Origin of the sequence: Posidoniimonas polymericola (genome assembly GCF_007859935.1) — a bacterium.
GTDB classification, from domain to species: domain Bacteria; phylum Planctomycetota; class Planctomycetia; order Pirellulales; family Lacipirellulaceae; genus Posidoniimonas; species Posidoniimonas polymericola.
The window spans coordinates 148,434-174,218 of sequence record NZ_SJPO01000004.1 but is presented as its reverse complement, the minus strand read 5'-3'; the positions used below and the strand labels follow the sequence as shown (position 1 = coordinate 174,218).

Annotated in this window: 8 protein-coding genes; 7 read left to right on the top strand and 1 reads right to left on the bottom strand. The window is 60.0% G+C overall.

Annotation, left to right across the window (positions count from 1 at the left end; translation table 11 throughout):
• Positions 1-51: 51 nt before the first annotated feature.
• The gene (locus Pla123a_RS09730; RefSeq protein WP_146586337.1) at positions 52-258 is read right to left on the bottom strand and encodes a hypothetical protein; all 207 of its coding nucleotides are present in this window, start codon (positions 256-258) and stop codon (positions 52-54) included.
• A 210-nt stretch (positions 259-468) separates the two neighbouring features.
• On the opposite strand from Pla123a_RS09730, the gene Pla123a_RS09725 reads away from it, so the two are divergent.
• The 7 genes from Pla123a_RS09725 (at position 469) to Pla123a_RS09695 (ending at position 25,717) form a co-directional block, all read left to right on the top strand.
• Positions 469-798: a hypothetical protein gene (locus tag Pla123a_RS09725; protein ID WP_197527836.1), complete on the top strand. Its 330-nt coding sequence runs from the start codon at positions 469-471 to the stop codon at positions 796-798.
• An 11-nt stretch (positions 799-809) separates the two neighbouring features.
• The gene (locus Pla123a_RS09720) at positions 810-1,115 is read left to right on the top strand and encodes a hypothetical protein (RefSeq protein ID WP_146586335.1); all 306 of its coding nucleotides are present in this window, start codon (positions 810-812) and stop codon (positions 1,113-1,115) included.
• A gap of 381 nt (positions 1,116-1,496) precedes the next feature.
• On the top strand, positions 1,497-22,403 hold the full coding sequence (locus Pla123a_RS09715; RefSeq protein ID WP_146586333.1) for a choice-of-anchor Q domain-containing protein: 20,907 nt from the start codon (positions 1,497-1,499) through the stop codon (positions 22,401-22,403).
• 66 nt (positions 22,404-22,469) lie between these two features.
• Positions 22,470-23,576 carry a polymorphic toxin-type HINT domain-containing protein gene (locus Pla123a_RS09710; protein WP_146586331.1) on the top strand — a complete coding sequence of 369 codons (1,107 nt, stop codon included), beginning with the start codon at positions 22,470-22,472 and terminating at the stop codon, positions 23,574-23,576.
• Positions 23,573-24,280 carry a hypothetical protein gene (locus Pla123a_RS09705; RefSeq protein ID WP_146586329.1) on the top strand — a complete coding sequence of 236 codons (708 nt, stop codon included), beginning with the start codon at positions 23,573-23,575 and terminating at the stop codon, positions 24,278-24,280. Before Pla123a_RS09710 ends, Pla123a_RS09705 begins: the two co-directional genes overlap by 4 nt.
• 36 nt (positions 24,281-24,316) lie before the next feature.
• Positions 24,317-25,357 carry a polymorphic toxin-type HINT domain-containing protein gene (locus Pla123a_RS09700; RefSeq protein WP_146586327.1) on the top strand — a complete coding sequence of 347 codons (1,041 nt, stop codon included), beginning with the start codon at positions 24,317-24,319 and terminating at the stop codon, positions 25,355-25,357.
• A gap of 27 nt (positions 25,358-25,384) precedes the next feature.
• Positions 25,385-25,717, top strand: a complete 333-nt coding sequence (locus tag Pla123a_RS09695) for a hypothetical protein (RefSeq protein ID WP_146586325.1) — start codon at positions 25,385-25,387, stop codon at positions 25,715-25,717.
• Positions 25,718-25,785 lie beyond the last annotated feature (68 nt).

Here is a 25,785-nt window from a genome sequence, read left to right as displayed (position 1 = left end):
GCCCACCTGAGGCGCATCTGGGCTGGCATAGAAGCGAAACGCACGTCATGGCTAGGCTGGCTTGGAGCCTACCCGGCGGCTTTCCAGATCGAGGCGTAGTACCCGGATGATCTCCCCTTCGGTTCCGAAGTTGAACGAGCGGAGTTCCCGAATCGTCACGAGACGCTCGACCTCGGCGATGGGCTGCTTGAGCACGCGTGCAGCTTCAGCGATCGAAAGCAATTCGAGCGGATGGCCGGCAAGGGTTTGGCGAATCATGATCGCGCAGCTCCTTCGGGTTAGGTGTGGTCTTCACCAACCCACGCGCCGCATTCCTGGACTGTTGCACGCCCCAGGAACGCAAACAGCCGATCGGCGCTGGCCGCCGAGACCGACTACGTCATCGCTGACGGGCCCGGCAGCCAGACCGAGACCAGCCGAGCACTTCTTCTTCGTGCCGATCTGGCGATAGTGCCCTGCAAGGCTTCGATGCTCGAGGTACGGGCCCTGGCGAAGGCGACCGAGGTGCTGCGGCAGGCCCAGGACATCCGCGGCGGCATCCCCGAGGCGGTGATTGTGCTGAGCATGGTCGGCAAGCGGTACCGCTTGACCAAAGACATGCAGGACGCGGCAGCGGCGCTGCAGCTGCCGATGGCTAGCACAGCGATGACGCTGCGGCAGATCTTCGCCGACGCGCCGGGGCAAGGATCGGTTGTGTGGCAGATGGGCGCCCGTGCCCGGACGGCGGGTGAGGAAGTTCGGCGACTATTCGCTGAGCTACTTCCTGAGGCCGTCCAAATCAGCAAGAAATCGGCGTAGAGGGAGGACAGATGGTAGAGCGACGTTCATTGGTGGAGGGGATTTCGGGGGCAAAGCCCGAAGACGAGAAGGAGTTCGTGTACGGTGAAGAGCCATCAGCCAAAAAGTCGAACTCGTTCGACAAGCACTCGCAGCCAAAGATTCTGCCGCAGATGGCGAGCCGCGTGCCGATAACCACGCGGGCCCGCCCGGAAATCGCGTCGGCCCTCAAGCGGGCCTCGCTAGAGAGGCAGCTCAGCGGCGAGCAGCCGTTCTATGTCCAGGAGATCTTAGAAGAGGCCCTTGACGCGTGGTTACGGAGCCGTGGATTTCTCTGAGGCTGATCGTTTGGGACGATGTCAGCAAGAATTCGAGCATGAGCCACGGACCTCGGTCCAAACCGAACCGTCGCTGGCCTCTCTCTTGCCACCTGTTATCTAAAGTCATTGGGGAAGTGACTCGCGCCCGAGGCCGGGTTCTCTAGGAGAATCCAATGCCGCGTGTCGTATTGGCCCAGCACGCAAGAGGTAATCGGTTCATCTACTGTGAGCCCTGTGAGGTACCGTCCCCATTCTTTACCCATCTTTTCAATTAGGACAATCTGCGCTGATTTACTAGAAGTTATTTGTTTTCTCGCGGGGCACCGCTATGGTGCGGTCTGCCACACCCCCTCCAAACTGGGGGACGCAGCTCATTCCTGACACCGCTGAGCAAGCACGATGCGCCGATTCCCCTCGTCGTGGACTACTACCCTCGCCACCCTCGGCTTTAAGCGGAAACACCGCAGCAAGAAGGACCTCCGCCACCGCCAATCGCGGATCGAGTCGCTTGAGGTCCGGGCGATGCTCTCGACAACGCCCTACGACCCGTATCCGGGTGTCTCAACACACCCGGACTACGTTGTCACGACTGACGACGCGCTGGCGCTCTCAGCGGTTCAGCTTCTACCAAAGTTCAGCTTTGCAGAAGAAGTTGATGAGTCGACGCGCGACATCTTCGAGCTGAGGACCCGATACGTGGATGGGCGCCAAGCCCAGGCTGTGGTGACGCTACGCGGCGATGAGGCGCCCGTTGACGCCAAGCTCTACGAGCTGCAGCTGGAGCTGAAGGTCGGCGATTGGGTGATGGAGCGGCACGAAGTGCTGATCGACATTGCTGACGAGCTGTTCATCGAGGACTTCTATTCTGAACGCGTGGTTGGCGTCGAGTCGGATGCGGTCGCAGAGCAGACGGCCGACGACTGGCTCCGAGGGGTCGACGCATCGGGACGGTTTGCGGACCTGTCCGGCAAGCGTTCTGAGATTGGAGAGGCCCAGTTCCAAAGGGAGTCTGTGGGCCGCTTGACGGCAATCGCTAAGCAGGCCGGCCTTGACGACGTAGACCCGGACGCACCGGGACTGCTCAGGTCGCCCACTGATCGGGCGCAGTACTACCGCGCGCTGAAAGCCTCGTCGAACGAATTGCGAGCGAGCCAATCGCTGAGCTCCCAGGACGCCCTGAATCTAAAGAAGAACCTGGGCGAGGCGGCCCTGGTAGCCGCGCGAGCGCTCAGGGACGACCTCAAAAGCCCCGATCCCAGTATGCAAGCAGCAGCGCGCGGGCTGCGCGACGAGTTGCTGGCGAGTGTCGACTCGTACTACACGCTCTTCACCGGCCTCGGCAAGAATCAGACCCTCCGCCAGGACCGTGACTGGTCCGGACGCGCCGCATCGACGCTCTCGACCGTTGAGGACACGACAATCACGCTGCACGACCGCGTGCAGGTCCATCTGCAGGGCCGTAGTGGAATGGTCGAGGTAAACTCGACCTGGGGGATCTCTGGATCGGGGGGTGGCTTCTCTCAGGGCGAGGCGGCCCACGCCCTTTTCCCCGCTGTTGACGATGCCTACGTCGATGAAGGCGACCAAAGCACAGTGTTCAACGGAACCTCACTTGAGGTCGGAAGCAATGGCTCTGGCGGCGGGCGCAAGACGTCGCTGCTCAATTTTGATCTCAGCCAGTATGGCTCCAATGTGCCGACCAACGCGGCGTTGACCGTAACAGCTTCCGGCTATCCGACCGATCCGACTAATCTCATCCTGTCAGCGCACAGCGACCTTTGGTCCCTGAACACCACCAGTTCATGGAACGAGTCGACGCTCACCTGGAGCGACTACACTTCGAACCTGCAGGCGGGCTTTGGAGCCGCGATCGGCCAAGAGCTCGTAGAGCAGGCCGGCCCGGTCACCTTTGACGTCACGGAGACGGTTCAGCGCGCGTTGGTGCTGGGCGACTCCAACCTAAGCGGCGGACTCGACTTCGTGGGCGTCAAAGGCGACATCGAGGCGTTCTACCTGGCGGCGGTCGACTTTGCTGAGTACACTTCGCGCTATGGCGCGCTCGAGCTGGCGGCCATGCCCAACGGGCTTCTCTACCGCAATGACGCGAACCTCGACAACGCCGTAACCTCCGCGGACGCGCCGCTGTTCTTTAAGCGGATGGGCGTCGAGCAGGGTGACTTCAACCTCGACGGCGTGACCGACATCCGCGACTACAGCGTGTGGGCGGACCACTACGGCGGTCCAGCCGACTCCTTCGGGGCCGGCGACGGCAACGTCGACGGCGTGGTTAACACGCTCGACTACCTGCTGTGGAGCGACTCGGAAGGCGAGGTTAACCAGGCGCCGACTTCTCCGGACGTGACGTTCCAGCTCAGCACCGACTCCGACGCCGAGGCCGCGTTCTACTCGTCCGAATCGGCGACGTCACCGCCCGAGCTCGCGGTGGACTTTGCACCGGCCATCAGCATCTCCGATTTCAGCGCTGAGGGCGGCGACCTGCAGATTACCTACGGTGTGGATTTCACCAATGCATCCGACGTGTCTGTTGACATCTACCAGGTGTCCAATGGCGTCGAGACTCTCCTCGCTTCGCAAGCCAGCCTGGCTGGAACAGCGGGCCCCGATCATTCCGTGTCGGTAGCCCCAACATTCACAATTGCGAATCCACAGAATCCATTCGAGCTGGTGGCAGAGGTCTCGAGCTCGAATGGGCTGAGTACGCGTCGTTCATTCGATGTGGGCGCCTTCCAAGATGCGGCGAACGCTTGGTATGTCTTCGGGGATGACCAGGGAGATACCCTTTACTACTCGGCCCCCTACATCTACCTGTCGTCGAATTCGTTACTCCTCGATCTCAGTACTTCGGGAGCGAGCAGCATCCACCTCTTCGGCGGCGATGGGATTGACAGCCTCAACCTGACGCCCGATGCGTCGGTGCCGGCGACCTTGTCTGGTGGTGGTGGTGATGACACCTTCGTTTTGAACACCTCTGCAGCCGTAGGGGCCAATGTGTCGATCGTCGACGAGTCAGGTATTGACTACCTCAACCTGGGCGCATGGGGCGACGGCTTATCCGTCGCGACGCCACTGGATCTCTCCTCGACCGCCCCCCAGCCGCTCTCTACGCAGGGTGGAGGAAGCCTCTCACTAGCCTTTGCGGGCCTACACTCAATTGACGTCGTGACCAACGCAGCGGGCGACTACATTTTGGGCCCTGGGTACAGCGAGCCGATCACGGTAACGACACTATACGACTTTGAGGACGGCGACCACAGCCGAGGACAGCTGAGCCTCCGCGAGGCGCTCGCTATCGCCAAGGCGATCACCAACTCGACCGAGGCCGAGACCATCGACTTCGATGACGAGCTTTTTGACTTCGGACCTGGGGTGATCGACCTCGCCGCGGCAGGCCCTGTATTGGGGCAAGGTCAGCTCGACATTGACATGAGCGTGTCAATCGTCGGACCCGGCGCTGATCGACTTACCATCAGCGCCGGGGGGGAATCCCGCGTCATGTACCCGCACGCTGGCTTCGAAGTGAATATCAGCGGAGTTACGCTCGCAGACGGCTACGTCGTAGGTAGCGGAGCCGGCATCGTAAACCGGGCCGACCTCACGCTCGACCGAGTCCATCTGCGCGACAACACAGCGGTTGAGGCGTCGAACTTTAACGGGGGTCAAGGCGGCGGGCTCCAGAACTACCAGGGCGATCTGACCGTTACCGATAGCACGGTAGAAGGGAACCGAGCACGCTTGGGAGCCGGATTTTGGCTCGACATGGGGCATGCCAACATCCAGGAAATCACGGTTTCTGGATCGGCCTTCCTTAACAATGAGAGCGTCGATCTCCGAGCCGGGTCAACCTACACGGTTGGCGGCGGGCTCGTCGCGCAGAACTCAGCGGGCGCTGTACTGGTCGCCAACAGCACGTTTAACGGGAACACGGCTGCATCGGGCGGCGCGCTGCGAGCGCACAACGGCGCGACCCTCGACATTGTCAACACAACGATCACCGACAACCACGCCTCCAATCAGGGAGGTGGGATCATTGGGGTCAACAGCTCCAAGGTCACTGTGCAGAACTCGATCGTGTACGGCAACACGGCGGTCAACGGGCACCACGACGTGTCATGGCAATCGGGAGTGCTGCAAACGGCGACGAGCACCAACAACTTCGTGGGGGTCAACACCTATGGATACTTCGACCCAGCAAGTAACACGATTGGAGTTGACCCCCTGCTTGCCCCGCTAGCAGACAACGGCGGCCCAACCCAGACGCACGCGCTGCTGCAAGGCAGCCCCGCCATTGACGGGGGCGATGACTCGCTCGCAGTCGGGGCGAAAGATCAGAGAGGCCACGTCCGGGTCATCGACCTCAACGACGACGGCTCCACCAGCAACATCGACATCGGCGCCTTCGAGGTACAGCCCCCGCCGATTGAGATCGTTGACTTCCGCACCGAGAACGAGCAGCTGGTGGTCGACTACATCGTTCACGGCGTGGGTGCGCGGCCGCTGGTGGTGAACCTGATCGCCGTGCAAACGGATGGCGATACGCCCCTGGAGACTGACCTGGAAATCACCGATCCGCTGATGTGGGCCGAAGGCGCCACACACTCCTTTGCCTTCACGCCCGACTTCTCCAGCTCGGACTTCGACGAGGACTATCACCTTGCGGTTGGCATCTCCTACACGGCAGACACGCTTACGAATTCGGACGCCGACATCCTTGAGCCGGGTTTATTCGTCGAACTTGATGGCACGATCCACTTGCACGGCACCGACGCGGAAGATGATGTCAGCGTGAACGCCACACAAGTCGCCGCCCCCGGCCTGCTGGCGACGCCGTTCGCCTACGCAGCGGGCGCCGCAGTCGAGGTGCGGACGCACGAAGGGAACGATACGCTCGCTATCCAGTCGATTGGCGCCGCATCGGCTAGAGCATTCGGCGGCGACGACGATGACACGCTTACGACTACACAGAGCTCTGCAGTGATGCTCGGCGGGGGCGGTGGCAACGACACCCTCACCGCAGACAGCACAGCTGAGCCTCTAGTCGGCGGCGACGGCGAGGACTCGATTATCGTAATTGCGGCAGGGGCTCAATCGCCCGTAACGATTAAGGGTAGCAATGGCAGCGACACGTACCGATTTGAAGGGGACGGCAACACCGAGTTCGGCTCTATTACCATCGAGGAGCCTCTAGTCTTCCTTGATGTCGCCGACGCGGGCCGATTTTCTGGAGTCGACACGCTTGACTTCTCGCAGCTCAACTACGGAAGCGGCGTCAATGTCAACCTAGGAAACACCACAGGTTCGCAACCTATCTTGGGAGGAAGCGGCAGCGCTGTTTACCTGAGCCTTTTCTTGAAAGGCGGTGGCGTCGAGAACGTCGTTGGAACAGTCTATTCGGATGTTCTCTTTGGGGATGCACGCGGTAACCGGCTGGATGGCCAGGGCAGCTACGACTGGCTCTACGGAGGAGGTGGCAACGACACCTACGTGTTCGATAACTCGCATGATCGCTCCGCGTATTACGATATAAGCGACTCGGATGGCTACACGTTCCTAGACTTTAGCGCATGGACGGGGGAACTCTTTGATTTCGTCTCTAATCCCTTCTTCGCTCAACTCGATTCGACCGGCAAGCAGCACATCATTCTGGACGATGATCTCGCGATGGAAGCGATCGTCGGTCTCGATAGGGTTGAGGTTGTAGGTTCCAACCCGGCGCTTGCCGGCTTTGGAGAGCATTTAATTGTCACATCATTGGATGATGGAACCGTCACGGCTCCGCAGGAAGCCGGACCGATCCTTGGAGTGGACTTGACGCTCAGGGAAGCAATCGAACTAGCCAACGCGGACGCTGGGCCGAATACGATTTCTTTTTCGCCGGATGCGATCAATGCAGTCGGTGGGGTGCTCGATCTTGATCACGGATCACTGGCCATCTACGGCGAAGACCTGTCGATTGACGGGCCGGGGGCTCAAGAGCTAACCGTCCGCAATGCAGCAGCTTCACGGGTGTTCGAATCTGCAGCCGGATTGGAGGCGACCATCTCCGGCTTGACGATAGCCGACGGGGTGGCGACCCAAGGCGGGAATGTGCTCGTTGCAGGCAGGCTAACCCTTGATCAGGTTGTGATTGAAGGAGGTCAAGCCACCGATGGCGGCGGCATCTACGCCGCTACCGGATCCGTTGTTTACGTTGCGGGCAGCGAGATCGAAGGAAACGCAGCCTCAGGTGAAGGCGGCGGTGTCTACGTCGTCGATGGGTCGGTCACGGTCGATCAGTCGACGCTCGTGGCAAACATCGCCGCCATGGGCGCAGCGATCAGCGTGCAGTCAACCTTCAGCCGACGTGAATACACAGGCGAACCTAAGGCGGACGCAAAGATCTACAATTCGACGATTTCAGGGAACACGGCGCTCATTGTCGCTGCGGTGCATGGAGATCAGTTCGCGGTATTTGACATCGTTAACAGCACCATCGTACGCAATGAGAACCAGGATCTCGGCGCGGCTGGGATCGACGCTGCCGCAGATTCGGTACTGATGTACAACTCCATTCTTGCCGAAAACCACCTGCGAATCGGGGAACAAGAGACTCCGCTCGACATCGCCAACGGAGCACTGAGCGTCCTAAGCGTTGGCAACCTAGTTGGTTTTGGATCCGCTTTCCTGGAGCCTGATGAAGCGGCGCATAATCTCTTGGGGGTCACAGCCGCCGAACTCGATCTGCTCCCCCTCAATTTCTACGGCGGGCCCACGAAGACGCACGCACTTGGATTGCAGAGTGTCGCAATCGACGCAGGTGATGCCGGATTCGCGGTGGACTCACAAGATCAGCGCGGGCATGCACGGCTAAGGCGCAACTCGATTGACGCGGGAGCCTACGAAACGGCGCTTTGGCGAGAGCTGGATGCGGACGGAGTAGACTCTCTTGTAGTCTTGGGAAGCAGCGATGACGACGAGATCGTCGTCACCCCAACGGCTCTCTACCTGCAGGGAGCCGACGGTGAAGGAATTCCCTTTGATTCCTTGGGACTCAGGGTTTACGTGCACGGTGGGAAGGGAAACGACACGATCACTCTGTTGCCGGGAATCCCAGATGTCCGTGTGCACGGCGATGAAGGAGACGACGTGCTTTTCGGTTCATCCGGAAGGGACATTCTCTACGGCGGCGCGGGTGATGACCGACTGTTTGGGCGGGGCGGCGACGACTCCCTCGACGGCGGCGCAGGCAATGACACGCTTCAGGGCGGGGATGGCGTCGACCTGCTAAGCGGCGGGGATGGAGCTGACAAGCTGTACGGCGGCAGCGGGACGGACACCTTGTGGGGCGATGACGGCGATGACGTTCTTGATGGCGGCGACGGAGGCGATTCGCTACGCGGCGGAGAGGGTAACGACACGCTTATCAGCGGCGAATCCGTCAATCTCGGGCAGGACGACTTGTACGGCGATGGCGGCAATGACACCTATTTGCTCTCACCTTCGCCTGGGGCCAAGGTGCTGCATGCCAACGTAGCCGATCCGGGAATCGATACGATCGACCTCTCCGCCTGGCCGGTCGGCGTGAACATCGACCTAGACGCGGCAGGCGGCGCTCAGCCACTCGATCTAGTTGGGCAGGCGAGCGCAGCCAGCGTCATCTTGCAGGGAAGTTTTTCACAGTTGATCGGCACTCAATTTAACGATCAGCTAAGCGGAAACTCATTGCCCAACATGCTCGACGGCCGTGGCGGAAGTGATGTGATTGTTGGTATCGGCCCTGATGACACGCTTCTCGGCGGGGCGGGGGAGGACGAATTATATATTGGCTACGGCGCGTCCATCGTAGACGGAGGTCAGGGAGACGACACGTTCTATATCACCGACTCGGAGCATCAAGATACGGAAGTCATCTTGCGTGACGCGGGCGGTAAGGACTGGCTCAAGACCTTCAACTGGAGTGGAGCATCGGGGATCACAGTCGATCTCGGGATCGCCGCCCCACAGGTCGTGGCAGACGAGTTTGCCACGATCTCGATTCAGATGCCGACGGGCGACACAATTGAGAACGTCACTGGGAGCCCGGTTGAAGACTACCTCAGAGGTAACGAGTCGCCCAATCGTATTGAGGGAGGGGGGGGCGATGATGTGATTCTGGGGGACGCCAATGACGTACTCCTCGGAGGAGGCGGGCTCGATAATATTGAGGCGCGCGGTGGCTCCGATGTGGCCCCTTTGGGCGGCGCAGCGATTGCGTTATCTCCCACGGTAAGCGGCTTCAACGGGGAGCAGAAGGTGCTCACGTCCGGCTCAGTAGAGTGGACGTTCACATCGCTCCCCGCAGGTGAATATCGACTGTACGCAACGTGGGATCCCGCGGGGCTTCCATCCACCGGTACGCCGCTGGCTAAATATGGGCTGTCTGTAGACGCGGGGACCACTCTGGTTTCCACCGAATCAGGAATCGATCAGTCGCTAGCTCCTGTAGGATCAGAGAACGCCGGCCGCAGCTGGATTCCACTGGGGAATTCGGTAAGGCTCGAGTCATCCGGTTCCGTGCAAGTCACTGCGGGAATTGACAGCGGTGGCACGCTCGCGCTGGTAGATGCCGTTCGAATCGAGAGGGTGGGCTACGCCATCGACGCCGAGGCGCAGATCAATGGCCAGCCCAGTAACGTCTGGGACGGTTCCGCACCGTTCGAGGTGGTGGCGCGGCGAAATGGTGAGATTGTGCCCCTACTTCAGCCCGTCGTAAGAGGTCCCCTAAAGGACCACATTAGTGTCACGTATAGCGGTGGCGATTGGAATGTCTCTACTCTTTCCACCTTGGAGGGGGTCGCCCCAGGGACCTATCCAATTGTCATTGAGGTGGCGGATGGAGTCGAAGGATCTGGTTCCAGTAACGAGCCATGGGGAGGCGTAGGCGCCGTGTCGGTGCTGCTGCACCACGGAGCCGCAAATGCCGCCCCGGAAATCGCCTATACATCCCAGCCTGTGAATGGAGTAGTTACCGGCTCGGAAGGACAGTTGTTGTCAGTTGGATTCACGGTGCAAGACGCTGACAGCAGCCACACCGAGCTGATGTTCAATCTCGTCGGAGACGTCCCACAGAGTCTTCTTGAGGCCTTCACTGACTCGCCAACCAACGTCTTCAAGTATGCGGGATCAGCGGCTGGACTGCACTCCTTCAACTTCGAATGGACGCCCCAGGAGGCAGACGACGGCGACCATGTGTTCTGGCTGGAGGTGACGGACCAAGGGGCCACTCCAATGCGGCACCGAAAGCAGATCGCGCTGAGCATCGCGGAAGTCGACAGCGTGCCCACCGTCGCAAACGGCGGCTCCGTTGCGTTCGTGTACAACGCGACCAACTCAGCCACGAGCGAACGGGTGGACCCAACGGTTCGTTTTACTGTCGAGAACGACGGAGCGTTCGAGGGCGTCCGAGTCGCTATCGACTGGACTTACGATGGCGCGACCTTTAATAGCAATCAGTACGTTTACGGAAAGGTCACGAGTGGAGCAGAAGGAGAGTGGGAGGTTACGGTAACGCCAGATTCCCACACCTATTTTGCGGAGTACCTCGCCACCACGAATCCCTCCCCGACATCGGTAGCGGTCCGCATTGAAGAACTGCAGCTCACCAACAGCTCGCCGGGGCCTAGCCTGCAGTACGTGCCTTCTTCCATCGCGACTTCACCTACCTATATGCCGATCGATGAGTTTGGCGGTCCTGGAGTTATCCCGCTAAACCTAGCGTTTTCCCAGTTCGAGTTGCTCGACGACAGCGGGATCCTCGGCGACAACGCGTCAACGGATCTGACGCTACGAGGAACTGTGACCAACCCAGACGGCCCGGTAGAAGGCCTAGAACTCAATTTCTTCCGTGTTGTGGGCGGGGGAAGCCCGGACGAGTGGCTAGGGGTGCGCGCGCTAGACGTCAACGGCGAGTTTGAGTTCGCGCCACGCGGCGCCGTCGACCTGGCGGACCTTACCGGGCCGCAATCAGGCATTATCATCCGCGCAGAGGTTTACGACCCGATACGGACAATTGCTAAGCTCCCACCGGGCAAAGCCGAGAATGTGCTCTCGACCCAGAAGACGCTCTCGCTCACCGTGCCGGAGGCGCCTGCGGTTTCTAACCTCGTCTACTCTGACGCGCCGGTGCTCAGTGGCCCAGCGTTCACCCGTCAGCCGATGGTTACTGGTCAACTTGTCCCTTCCCCCTCTCATGTGGAGATTGCTGGGGTCACGGTCCTCTTCGACCACGACGGCGACGGCGATGCGGATGGGGCCACGGTCACCGACGACGTGGGGGGATTTGTCTACTACCCGGCCGCTTCCACCGGCGGCGGCTATGTCGAGCTCGCTGGCAGCTACTCCGATTTCCGCGCATGGGCCGTCTATTGGGATCCATTCCGGCGACTGGAGGTTTCAGGCCAGTATGAGTCGGAGTTGTTTGAAACGTTGGCGTTCACTGTTGGAGGCTCTGCGGCGGCGGCTCCCGCCATCGCCGGCTTCGGTCTTCTCAACGGTTCGGGCGGACCCCTATTTGATCCGACTGTCATCGGCACGGTCCCGGGTCACGCAGGAGTCGTTGTCGAAGTATCTGTCGTCCGCGACGGCGACACGCCGTTTGCCCATATCGATGGGCTTGCGATTACTGATGGCGAGGGGAAGTTTGACTACACGCCCTACGACCTGGAGGTTGGCCAGACATATCAGATCCACGCGCGTGTGACGGGATGGGACCACGGGGCGACACCTGCTGGACCGGTCCACGGCGTCCCCGTTGGCACTCCCAGCTTCGTCTACGGCGGTTCACCGTCGGCTCCTGTCGTGGCAAGCCTTGCACCAGCCTACGACACGGGCCTCATTACCGACGATGGAGAAACTACCGATCCGACGGTCCTGGGGCAGGTTGTTTACGAGGGAGATATCTCCGATGTTGAAGTAGATATCGACGTCAATGGCGATGGCGTCGCCGACGAAACGGTTTTAACCGACAAGGATGGCTTCTTCACCTACACCCCCGAAGGATTGCAGGAAGGGGTACCTGTGAGCATCACGGCATGGGCGCGAGTGCCCGACTTTGACGTTGATTCCCACGGTCTGGATGCCGCTTTTATAGAACAGTTGAATCTCGGCGCCACAGTAGTCGCTGGTGAGCTGGTGTGGGAGGGCGCAGACGCAGGCGACTTCGCCGAGGACTCTGCTGAGGCATGGCTAGATGAGCTGTTTCGGGCGGACGAGACCTTCGGGGGCGATTGGTACGAGGCCGATTTCGAGCCCGACTGGAATGATGAATTGCAGTCGGACCCACTTTCGACGACGGTCACGCTTTCCTACGAGTCCGACCTGACCTACCTTGCTGAACGGATGTCGGTCGATGGACTGCAGCGGGTTTCTCCAACCGGGCTCGATCCCACGCTCGCTGGCGCGGTGACCAGCGACGCCGCCGTGGGTGGGCTGCTGTTGGAGTTCTACTTCCTGCATTCTGGAATAGAGGTCCTCGACGGTGAGGCGACGACTAAGGATGACGGAACCTTCTCATACACTCCAAAGCATCATTCTGTTGGCGTAAACGACCTTCGGATCAAGGTGCATGAGCCGGTGTACGGCAGCGACGCTACGGCGGTAACCGTGCTCGATTTCCCTGATGTCTACCAGGCAGCGCCGGTAGGCACCGACGTTTCGTTGGCTCCCCTTGTGCTGACCATAGACGACCCGAATGACACCGGAAGGCCGGTGTTTTCCGGCTCGCTATCGACCAGTAGCAACGCTAATGTTGCAGGTCGCCTAGTACAGTTTGACGTTAACGGGGACGAACGACCTGATGGTTTTACTTTTACTAATGGTCTCGGCGCCTTCGAGATCGTGTTTACCGAGTGGGCCGGAGCGGCCGCCGGTCTTCAGACGATTCGTGCCAGGGTGGTCGGCCAAGCGCTGAACCAAGAGACCAACACGCCCTACCTCACGCTTGGCGAATGGAGTTCGCTCGCTTGGGCGCCAACAGCCAACGTGAGCCCCTCGTTCGAGCGGTTCCAGCTCATGAACGACACGGGGTATTTCGACTTGGCTGGCGGAAGTGGCATCGACGCGGATGACTACCAGTACCGCATACTCGATCTCGTCACAACTGACCCCACCGTTACCGGTATTGTTGTGGACGCACCGCCCCACAGCGTCGTCGAATTCTCTCACAGAGGCGATGGGGTCGTTGATGGGACGGCCACGACGAATGCAGACGGCTCATTCGAGTACTTCCCGGTTGGACTCACCTATGGGCAGTGGGATCTGCAGGCTCGAGTGCGCGAACCGGATGCCCTGAACGGCGTCGAGCTTTCGACCGGATGGGCGTCACTCTCCGCGGACGGCGTTGCTGGTACCGGCTCGGGAGACGGCTTCACCCTCGTCCCGATCACGACGAGCGCTGTTCAACAGCTCGAGTACGCGTATCCCGCCGCTCCGAGCGAGCCTCAACGAGATATTCGACTGCGCGTCGTGGTCACCGACGTGGACTCAGTTGAGGGGGTCACAGTCGATTTCCATCTCGGACCGAACGGCGAGGCGGGCTACTTGGGGTCGGCCTCGGTTGGCCCTGATGGAGCCGCCATCTTCACTCCCGTTGGCCTGCCGTTGGGAGCGTCGTTCTGGGTGACGGCGACCCCAACGAAGTTTGACTCACTCAATCGGGAGCATGTTGCGGGCACTCCCATGAGTGTGCAGTTCGCCAGTCCGGTAGAGGCCACGGGGGCGAGCAGCTTCAGAGCGGTTGGAGTCAGCAGCTTGTACACCGACGGAGAGCTCGCGAAGATTGCCCCTACGGTGTTCGGTACGGTCGTCGTTCCTGTGACGACAATCGGATCCATCGACAGCGGTGCGGACCCTAACGCCTCAAACAAAACGGTTGAGACGATTCAACCAAGGTATGTCGAGCTCCGGATCACTCAATTGAAGAATGGAGTTGAATTCCAGAGCTACCATGACACTGCGCCAGTTGTGCTTGCCTCGCAGCCATCGGGCGACTCGCTGGCGGAGTTTTACGCCTTCTCCTACACGCCCGACCTGAGCAGCTGGCCAAACGGCCTCGAATCCGGCGTCACGGTCGAAATCGAGGCGAGGCCAGTGGGGGTGACGCTGGAAGGCGAGATGGTTGCAAATGACTGGGGGACCTCACCGATCTACCAGATTGCTGAAGCCGACTACAATCCCGCAAACCGGTCTGAGCTCAGTGTGTCGCTGACGCTAGGCGACCCGCTGGAACAGTCGGACGTCGGGACACTGCTGCCGGATTCTGAATTTGAGGCCGTGACACCGCGACTTGTCGGCCGGGTAAACGCGTCAATTATTGATGAGGTAGTCGGTCAAACGTGGCGGAATTCAATTCAGTTGACCGAGCGGTGGGTCGAGTTTGACTATTCAGTTGGCGGATACTTTGATGGCATTGCGGATCTCGTGGTGCGAATCGACGATCCAAATTTCTTCGAGGCCACCCTGGAGGGGCTCAGCTATGGAACGGTAAACGTACGTTCCCGACTGGTCGAAGAGGTCCGCGTCGATCACGAATTCATCACCGTCGATGGGAATGGCCAGCTCGACACGACCTACGCCTACAAGGACAGCCTCGAAGCACCCAACGCCGTGCGGATCTCCGGTGTTTGGAGTGACGTTCAATTCAAACTTCTCGATACTTCCCCGGCAATCGTCGCTCAAGGTCTCGCCCTAACACAATCTACCGAGAACCCGTCTGGACCGCCGACTACATTCGAACCGGAAGTCTCTGGCTTTGTTGAATCCCAGCTAACATCTGATCTGGGTGGGTTTAGTGTCGAATTCGACCACGACGGGGATGGCGTGGCGGACGGCAGCACGCTGACTCTCGGAGACGGCTCATTCTCCTATCGACCCAGCGGTCTGGCGCATGGCGAAGTCCCCCTCCAGATTCGGGCGGTTGATCCGTTCTCAACGAATGAACGGTTGGTTGGGCCCTGGACTGCTTTTGAGTTTAGGTTTGACCCAGCTCCCGCTCCGACCTTCACCCAAGCACCGCAGTTGGAATCGACTCAGGGGCTGGCGTACCCGAACCTTCCCAGAACGTTATCGCCGGTCCTGACCGGAACCGTGGCCGCACACGACTCGCTGAGTTCTGTGGAAGTCGAATTTGATTTCGATGGAAACGGCGTAGCCGACAGCGCAGTCTTTACGGACCCCAATGGCGCGTTCCGGCTAGATGCTTCCTTTGCCCCGTTTGGCAAGGTCAGCGTACGGGCGCGGACCGTGGCGGTTCATGGCGAGACCCGGATAGAGGGGGGGTGGGGCACGCCGCTGGAATTCTTCCACGCCAGCCAAGTCGCTCCAGCAATTACGATTCAACTCGACGACCCGGCTACCGGAGAATTCAGCGGAAGGGCGACCATTGGCGGATATGGGGCGTCGGTGTTGGTCGAAATCGTCGTCACCAACCCGGACGGAGGGCAATTCAGCAGCTACTCCCGTTCTGATCGCAACGGGCTGTTCGCCACTAGGCCAGTAGGGCTCAGCAACAACTCGGTGTCCCTGACGGCGCGGGGCATCGATGGCGCCAACGGATCCTACGTAGGCGAATGGAACCACATCTTGCTTGGCGAGCTCTCCATGGCCGCCCCCACACCGATCACGCTGTCGCCACTCGAGATTGCCGCACCTAGCACCGGCAACTCGTCTACCGGCTACGCCGACCCAACAATCTTCGGCATGGCGTCGCAGGGCGGAGGATCCGCTGTGGTTGAGTTTGACTACGACGGCAACGGCGTGCCGGATGCGGAGACGGCCGTTCGTTCGGATGGCAGCTTTGAGCATACCCCAGAGCTGCCGCCCAATACCCCGTACACAATTCGTGCTCGGTGGCGACAGTGGGATCCCACATCCGGCACATTTGTCTACAACACTACGGCCGGCGATAGTGGCTGGAGCGAGGTGGCCGGGCTCGCCCTTATTCACGATCCCGACGCAGTGGCAGCCCCGGCGGTCGTCTCGCTCGACCCGCTCCAGCCCAGCGCCTATCTCGGTGCAGTTGCAAGCACGACGTCTGCGATCTTCACTGGAGCTGTCAGCGGCGCCGGCAGGCTTGGGGGGCTGACGATACGCTTCGATCACAACGGCGATGGTGTCGCAAACGGATCCACCACGACGCGTGATGATGGCACGTTCGTTTACGTGGCTTCGGGCGTTGAACCGAGTAGCGAGTCGCAGTCGCTATCCGCTTGGGTCGAATCGCCGACGTACTTTACCGCGCCGGCCGCGGCGCCCTTCCAACGCCAATTCATCCTGGCGCCCGCCCCGACGGTCACCGACTTGGCGGTTGTGCAGCCAAATGGAGACCAAGTTACCGGCGCAGTCGAATGGACGAATTACGCAACCACTGTTGTCGAGTACCAGTTCGTCACGCGCACCGACATTAGCACTGCACCGGCTTCACCGATCTCCTACGACCTGGCTGCCCCGGCATCGGATTCCTACTTGTCGACTACTCCAGACGCTCAAGGCTTGTTCGCCATAGACGCGTCCGGGCTATCTCCTGGACAAGTCACTCTTTATGTACGGGCTCGAGCAGGGGGCGATATCGGCAAATGGGAGCGGCTGAGCTTCAGCGTTCCGAGCGTCGCGGGTGGGCCGAGTCCGCTTGCTCCCGCAATCCAGGGCGTCCAGCTGGCTCACGACACTGCCGCAAACGGCGTCAATAGCGATACGGACAATCTAACGAACGACCCCAGCTTGACGGGCAGAGTAGGTATTCCAGGGCAGGGGGCTTTTGCTGTCGTTGAGGTCAATTATTCGGGTGCAATGGAAAAAGGTCAGCCTATCGCCGAGGCTCGCACTACCGCTAACGCCTACGGTGACTTCAGCTTTACCCCTCCCACATCGCTGGGACAGAACAGCGTTCGCTTCCGTTCGGTGGCCTGGGACAGCGCGTCCAATCACGAAGTATTCTCGACCTGGACCGACCCGATCAACTTCACGTTATCTGCTGATGACAACCCTGCGGTCCTTGCCCTCCAATGGCAGGAGACCCCCGATGGGAGCAACCAGGTCTCGAGTCCGGTTGTCATCGGCAGCGTTACTGGCCTAGGCCGCAAGGCAGGGATCCGAGTTGAGTTCAACCACGGCGATGGACAAAGCGTCAACGGCTTTGCCTACACCGACGCCAACGGCAATTTCTCCTACACGCCGCTTGGACTCAGCGGCAGCCAGCCGACAAGCCTCACAGTCACGGCTAGGGCCGTCGCTTGGAACGAACAGGACCAAACCTACGAGCGGGCCGATTTCACGGACGGTTCGGCGGCTTCGGTCCAAACCGTCAGCGCGATTGTCACCGGTGGTTCACCGGCGGAAACTACGCTGAACGGCGAGAGCCTGCGAAACATCGGCGATGAAGACTTGGCGTTCGCTGGCTTCCAGGACGCGGTCTTCTCAATTGTCGCCGATGCGGGACTGGCGGGCGGGACGGCCAACAGCATTGATGTCGCGATCGGAAGCATGTCGCTGCTTCATCGAGGCGGCGGGGAAGACAACGATGAGTTCGTCGATGGCGTGTTCACGGCCGCCGCGAACCGTCCGGGGCCGCAGTTTTCGAGCGTTCCCATGACGACCGTTAGCGGTCTGCAGACGACGTCTGGCGGTGTCCTTGCCGGCTCGTTCGAAGTCGAGCTGAACGTGTCGAACAGCGGCAGTACGACACAGGTCAATGAATTCCTGATCCACTTAGTGATCGACAGCTATACGATCGATTCGACGCTGCTCAATACAGATGCAGCAGTCGGATCTGAGTCCGCGACGAAACTTGAGCTGGAGGGCGAGTACACCTTCCGGTTCGTCACTACCAACGGACACGCCCTGTACTCTGGGGATCAGCTGATCCAGGCAGAACATTTCGTCTACGAGGACGCCGACTACGACTACCTGGTGACTGAACTGATCACGCAAGCCGATTCCGAGACTCCCGGCGAATCTGTCGGACAGCCGCTGCTGTCGAGCTACGTCGCGTCAGGAGGCGTCGAGTTCGGTTACGACATCGGCAATGACGGAGCCAACGGCCAACCAATCGTACCGGCCGTCTACAGCAGCACCTCCGGATACACCGGCCCGATCACTCACTCGGAGACCGCCCGGATCGACGACTGGGGAGCGGCTGCCGGGGGAGCGTCAGAGCACCTCGCCCCGGATGCGGAGTCAACCGGATCGGACGCGGAAGCGGGCGGAAAGACGACTTACATCAAGACCGTCGAGAAGACTGGCGACTTCACCGATGCCTACACGGCGACCGGTACGGTAACCATCACTATCGACGAGACGTGGCAGGACGACTCCACCGATACCACGACCGTGACGACCGAATCCGAACGCAGCAGCGAGACCGTGCACGTGACGGACTGGGGGTCTCGCTACTACTTCGCCACTGCTACCTACACGAGCGGGGTTTCAGTGGTCGGTTCCGCTACCCTCAGCGAAACCCACAATGTGATTCGCAATCTCAGCGGCGGCGGGTCTTCGTCACTCAACGGACGAACCGAGACTTGGGCCTATCAAGGCGACTCAACCTTCTACAGCGACTTTTTCGTCGAGGGATCCTTCTTCCAATCGCTAGACGCCTCCAACCCGTCTGAAGAAGTCAACGCCTCAGGAACCTACAACGCAGAATACTCAGCCAACTGGGGTGGCAACGGCGACACCTATATCGACACCGTGGACGAGAGTGGCGAGTACGGCGGCGGGTTTGTCGTCATTACTTCCGGTGATGTCTCTGATGGATTTGAGCTCAGCCGCATTGACGGCGTTGACCACGTCACAGGCTCTCACACAATCAACTCCGACGCACTCGTCGTTGACTGGTCGGGAGGATCGATAGCCGAGGGCGCGCCGCCGGCCGGTCCTGTGGTCGCTCTGGCCGGAGACTACTCCAAAACTAAGTTCCGCTTCCGTTCGAGGGGGTCGGCCGATGCGTCTGTCACCACCGAGTACGAAATACTAGACGACCCGACCCGCGCTTACGCGTACGCTGAAACGGTCACTTTCGATGTTGAAGTTAGCGGACTAGCCCGGTCGGCGGTTCAAGTCGCCGGGTGGGAGACCCAAGACACCGGTGACGGAACCGAGGTCGTGTCGTTCTTTTCCCGCGAGGCGCTACGTGAAAGTGTGGGTGTTGACGCCGACGGCTCGATCAGCTCCGGGGCCGGGGAGATCAACGGCGTCGACGCAGAGCACGGCCGCGATGGGACAACTCAGACCCGACGGTCCGTAATCTGGAATTCTGTCGGATCTGTTCGGTCCCTCGACGGATCATCGACCCTCATTGAAAGCAGCATGGACGGGGTTTCACAGATCATCAGCTACGAAGGAGAGCAGGTTGATGGCGTCACAACCCGCGACAGCATTGCCAGCTCCCGGCAGATCAACGCGTTCGTGAAGGTGGTCGACGGCAGCGGCAGCGTCGAGCCGCTGCCGGTAGAGCCAACCGATGAAGAGTTCGAAGGCAGCTACCTGGGGGTGGCCACCGGCGCAATGAAAGTCCGCAGCAGCACAACCGCGTTTTCCGAGTCGGACAGCGGCCGCAGCCAAGATGGGTCATTCGATAACTCCGACGGCAGCAGTTCTTCACGCAAAGAGAGCTCCCGTGAATCAGACGGCCAGGGCAGCTCGAGCTCTTCTTACAAGTCGAGCACCAGCTCCTCGGTCGACAGCTCAGGCTCCTACTCATCCACTGCCGGAGGCGATTCGTCGACCGATTCGACGACCAACGCCAAGAGCACAGCCTCCACAAGGTCCACCGGCCGCCGCACCACCAACTCTGGAAACAGCCAGTCGAGCGGCCACGGCAGAACCCGGTCGTCGCTGAAGACCGAGGGGACCACAGAGCAGAACGGCGACACGGCGGAGACAAACTCGAGCACCAAGTCTACCGGGAGCTCCAAGTCCGGCGGATTCGGCAGTTCCACCACTAGCTCCGACGGCGTAGTCGTTTCGAGCAGCTCTTCGGGGAAGAGCAATTCTTCCGGAAACGCCACCAACACGCTTCAGCAAAAGAAGGCGCCGTTCGCCACAACACGGTTCGTCACTTCTGACGCCAAAGCTGGCGGCGGGCAATCGGGCTCCGGGCACTACAGTGTGATTGGAGCCGGCGCCGGGTACATTTTTGACAGTGCCAGCAAGGCCGGCGGCAACTCCAAAAGCAGCGGCAGCCAGTACTCCTCCGACGATGCAGACTTCAGGTCAACAGCGGAGTGGAAAGACGCTTCGGACAACAGCGACAATACGAGTTGGAGCTCCTGGTCAAGCAACGACAATTCGTACTCTTCCTCGTCCGGTTCGTCAAAAACCACCAGCGAAGTCAAAGGCGATGGCGAACGCGGCGAACAGGGGACAGACGCCTCCGCTCAAGACAAATCTACCGGCACGTCCAGCACGTCCGGGAGTCGCTTCACGTGGGATGACTCGAACGGCGTTAGCACAAGCACCGAAACCACCTTCTCCGAAGAAACTCACCTCACGACCAAACTCGGGGTGAGCGAGACGGGCGACCAGATTGTAATCACCGACGACTCGCGCGACAGCGGTGGGGACTCAAAGACCAACACCTTAACGAGGTCCAATACTCCCACCGGCTCTTCGTGGCGTGACGAGACCTACAGCGTCATTAGCAGCGACAAGGAAGGAACTTCCAACGACACTGAAATACGAGAATGGGAGGGGGGCTCCGCATCGAGCACGTATTTGGACGATGGCACGTGGCAGACTAACACTCAGTCCTCCTCATCATTTTCCGGGCGCCAGTCAGAGGCCCTGACTGAAAGCGAAGAGCGTTCCTCAGCGTCCAGCTACAGCAACTCGACGAACTATACGTCTCGTACAGTAGACGAATTCTACGCACTGTCCGACAGCAGCAGCGACACACGCACATTTGTATCTACGACAACGGAAAGCATGTCAGATGAGCTAGCTTCATACAGTTCGAACCACTCGCTAGGCCCCTACGGAGCAAAGGGCGGCAACTTCAACGCCACAAGTGGGCGACACACTGAGAGCACAGTCCGATCCACGCGAGATACGCAAGAATCGGGGGAAGCGAGAAATACGCCGGAAGGGGACTATGACTATGAGGGCAACAACAGCCGTTTTGAATTGAATGTTACCCAATCGGACGTAACTAGCAACGAGAGCGGCACCTACGAAGACACCTCCCGGGGCCGTGTCCAAGGTGGCACATTCCAGTCGAAAGACCTGTCACTTTCCTTAGAGACGACCATCGACCAGGGCTACGATCACTACGAATACCCAGACGGAACATTGATTACCACCTCGCATACGTTCCGTGAGGTGCACGATGATGCGAATGAGGAGACCACGGTCGACGGCAAGTATGACGAGCATTCATCTAGCTCGGAGAGGACCTACTCATCAGATCGAAAGTTTGACGACTACGCGTCGACGACTACCACAACAAACTACACATGGAACGAAGGCCACGATATTTCTGATCGTCGAACTATGAGGGATGGCGTACTCACGATAGACGTTAACGGGAGAGAGTGGTGGGATCCCATCGACGAAACTTGGGATCCTTACCACTTCAAGGGCGATCCTGCGGACGCCCCCGAAGGCCGCGGCGGAGCCCTGAAACCGAAGCCAGAAAGGCTGAGCGCCCCCTCCATCAGCGGCCCCGAAGGTCCCCCCGGCTTTTTCGACCTGTACGTACACTACCTGACCCACCCGTCCGAAATGGACACCGATCTCAAGATCGGCTTCTACGCCGCCTTGGGCACGGCGGCGACCGCCACTGGCGCGGCGATCGCACTCACGGTCGGCCCCGCCGTTGTCGCCAAGGAACTTGGTGACGCCGCCTTCGACGTCGCCTTTGAGGCGACAACCGGCGTTCCGGCGCCCCCAACTAGCATCAGCGATCTACTTGAGTCGGGCGCCAAGAGGACCCTCAAGAAGGCCGGTAAGGAGCTGGCGGAAGAGAGCGCCGAACGCGCCGTGCGCAAGGCAGGCCACGCCGGCACCGTTCGCACGGGCGTGGCCAAGGTGGACGGTGGCGGCTGCTTTGTTGCGGGCACCATGCCACTGGTGACCTCTCCCTTGGCCGCACCGCCTACCGCTCGCGAGCTGGTCTTCGAAGACGCCGCAACCAGCCCGAGCCTCAACAGTTCGACCCTGATTGGCGTCGGCCTGGCTGTCGCCGCCGGCGGCTACGCTCTCGAGTCTGCCCGGTCCGCCGGCCGCAAACGCCGTCACACGGCGCGCGACCAAGCGTTTGCCGCATTGGAAAACGAATGACGCGAGCAGCCCAACTCTGATAGACTGAACCCTCACCTTCTTGCGCAGCAAGCAGGAGCCCCTAGCATGCCAAGTCCATTTCGCGACCTCCTGATCGTCGCCACGCTGCTCACTGCGTCGGCGTTATTCTTGTGGCGAGGCTCCGCCCAACCGCCAAGCGCTGAGCGGGTGGTTTCAGTTACCCCCGCATCGCTCTCGTCCGAGCCGCAGTATGAGCCGGTCCCTCAGGCGATCGAGACGATCACGGTCGGCCAGCGGATGTGGATCGGCGAAAACCCGTCCGCCGAGCGGGACCACCGCGTGGGAGCGGACATCACGGACCCGTCCGGGTGGCGGCAGATGACGCTCCGCTGCCCGAAGCGGGACGGCACGCAGGCGGACGTGGTGATGCTGCGGCCAGTCAATTGGTTAGCGGAGCGTCAGGTGCGGCCGGGCGGCAAGGTACAGATTGACGTGCCCGAGTGCGGCATCAGCGGCCTGGCCGACGTGCTGGCGGTGGGCCCTTGCCCCGAGATCGCCCAGGGCCCCGGACGGGTGGTGACCGCCACGTTCCACCACCACGCGGCCAGCACCATTGATGTTGCGATTGAAGGCGTGGCCGAGCCGATCGGCACGACCCCCAACCACCCGTTCTGGAGCGAGAGCAAGCAGGCCTTCGTCCGCGCCGACCAGCTAGGCCCCGGCGACGAGGTCCGCACGCTAGACGGCACGGCGTGCGTGCTCAGCCTGGGCCCCAGAGGCCCGCCCGAGCCGGTTTACAACCTTGAGGTCCAGTTCGAGCATGTGTACCGCGTCGGCGAAGCGGGCGTGTTGGTGCATAATGGTGGGTTCATTCCCCTAACAGGGCTAGGGCACGGCACGTGCTTTACGCCGAACAACGCGTCGCGAAGGGACTTCGGCACTGCTACGCACCAAGATTTCCCGCAGTACCTAGAAGATAAGTTTCCTGGTTCAGAATTTGATACATATGTGGGTCCGGGGCAGACAGGACCTGATGCGATCTGGAGAGGTGGCAAAGACCCAGGCTTTGATGTTGCGGAGCTAAAACCTGGCACTGAATCTGGGTTCAAGGCCTTCGAAAACCAATCCGGAAGATGGGATTATGACCGCAACGGTTTCTTTCATTACGACCCGGCGACAGGTGACATATCTAACGGTGGAGTTTTCCATTGACATCTGAGGAAATTGCTGATGCACTGGTTTACCGTGACTATGAGCAGATTGTAATGCGCCTTACAGCCGAGGGCATCACAGATGAATGCGGGGATGATAAGAAGAAAGAGCTCCTAAATCGATCGCTAGGCCTGGCAGCATTGCGAATGGGCGATCTAGATTCAGCTCACCTTGCAATCGAAGCTTTGCTCGGCGACGACTCCGCTCCAAGCAGTCGCGACTACTGCGAACTAGCATCGCTGTATTGGATGCAGTCGAAAACAGACACAGCCACATCAACCCTTCAGAAAGCACTGAAATGCCATTACGGAGATGCGGCAGGTAATCTCATCCCAGCGCTCCTTTGCTACTATTTCGCATTGAGGCTGCAAGATGTAGAGCTTGGCAATTACGCCGAGGAGACAATACGGAACAAGCTTAGAGCAGGCATTTCAAAGAATTGGCCCGGTCCGATTGGCTGTTTCCTTGCTGACAAGTTGGATGAAGGTTCAGTAATGGAGCGCCTGGAGCAACTACACCCTATCAGGCAGCCTGACGAGAGGTGCCGATTTGACTTTTACCGCGGTGTTAAGGCCTTGGAAAGACAGGACTCGGTAGAAGCTAGTTGTCTGTTTGCGCAGGCAGTCGGCCACCTTGGGCAAAAGACCTGGACTGCGGAGTTTAATTTGGCTAAGCACGAATTGGTTGTTCTTGCTGCGAGTTAGAAGCAAGCAGCTATCATCTACTACGCAGTTTCGCCCATGCCAAGTCGAATTCGCGACCTCCTGATCGTCGCGTCGCTGCTCACAGCGTCGGCGTTATTCTTGTGGCGAGGCTCCGCCCAACCGCCAAGCGCTGAGCGGGTGGTTTCAGTTACCCCCGCATCACTCTCGTCGGAGCCGCAGTATGAGCCGGTCCCTCAGGCGATCGAGACGATCACGGTCGGCCAACGGATGTGGATCGGCGAGAACCCGTCCGCCGAGCGGGACCACCGCGTAGGCGCGGACATCACGGCCCCATCCGAGTGGCGGCAGATGACGCTCCGCTGCCCAAAGCGGGACGGCACGCTGGCCGACGTGGTGATGCTGCGGCCAGTCAATTGGCTGACAGAGCGTCAGGTGCGGCCGGGCGGCAAGGTACAGATTGACGTGCCCGAGTGCGGCATCAGCGGCCTGGCCGACGTGCTGGCGGTGGGCCCTTGCCCCGAGATCGCCCAGGGCCCCGGACGGGTGGTGACCGCCACGTTCCACCACCACGCGGCCAGCACCATTTATGTTGCGATTGAAGGCGTGGCCGAGCCGATCGGCACGACCCCCAACCACCCCTTCTGGAGCGAGGCCAAGCAGGCCTTCGTCCGCGCCGACCAGCTAAGCCCCGGCGACGAGGTCCGCACGCTAGACGGCACGGCGTGCGTGCTCAGCCTGGGCCCCAGAGGCCCGCCCGAGCCGGTCTACAACCTCGAGGTGCAGTTCGAGCACGTCTACCGCATCGGGGATGCGGGGGTGCTGGTTCATAATGGAACGCCAGAAAACTGCTTTGACTGGGCCAGGCGAAAGCAGAGCGAAATTGGCGGTTCTGTGGTGCGAATAGATTCACCTAACCCCACGAGAGGCAAAATACCTCTTCCGAAATACGATGCGGACCAATATGAGCACGCGGTCCTTGTCAAAGGTGGCAAGGCATACGACCCCTTGCACCCAGAAGGAATTCCAGCACGAGACTACTTCGACCAAGTGCGAAAGCTCAACGGATACCGGAGCCTTGGTGAAGCACGCAGAAATCTAGGAATTCGTAAAAACTAGGAGAAAGCAATCTCTTCGCTTCGATCCATGAAATCGACCCAAGAAATAACCGATTTCGTTGATGAGTTGATTGATCACGTACTAACAGCGCCATTTGTGTACGCCGCAAGCGTCAACGAGATAATTAGTATGCTTTTGGGGCTGGATGCGGTAAGGCGATTTATAAGAGAGGAAAAAGCGCCGATTCGAGGCTATGCTGACCGCCGAAAAGAATTAGGTATACCAGTTAGTCAGTCGCTTGAAGATTATTTGAGCAAGAAGCTAAAGGACCAGGGGAACAGTGATCCAACCGAAAGAGAAATCCTCTTGGAAGCTTGTAGATTTTGGAGAGCAGAGATTCACGGCCAGCGGTTAAATTAACACTTGAGGTTGACCACTCCGTTCCCGCGATCGAGGGCGTCGCCAAGCCAATCGGCGCGACCCCCAAC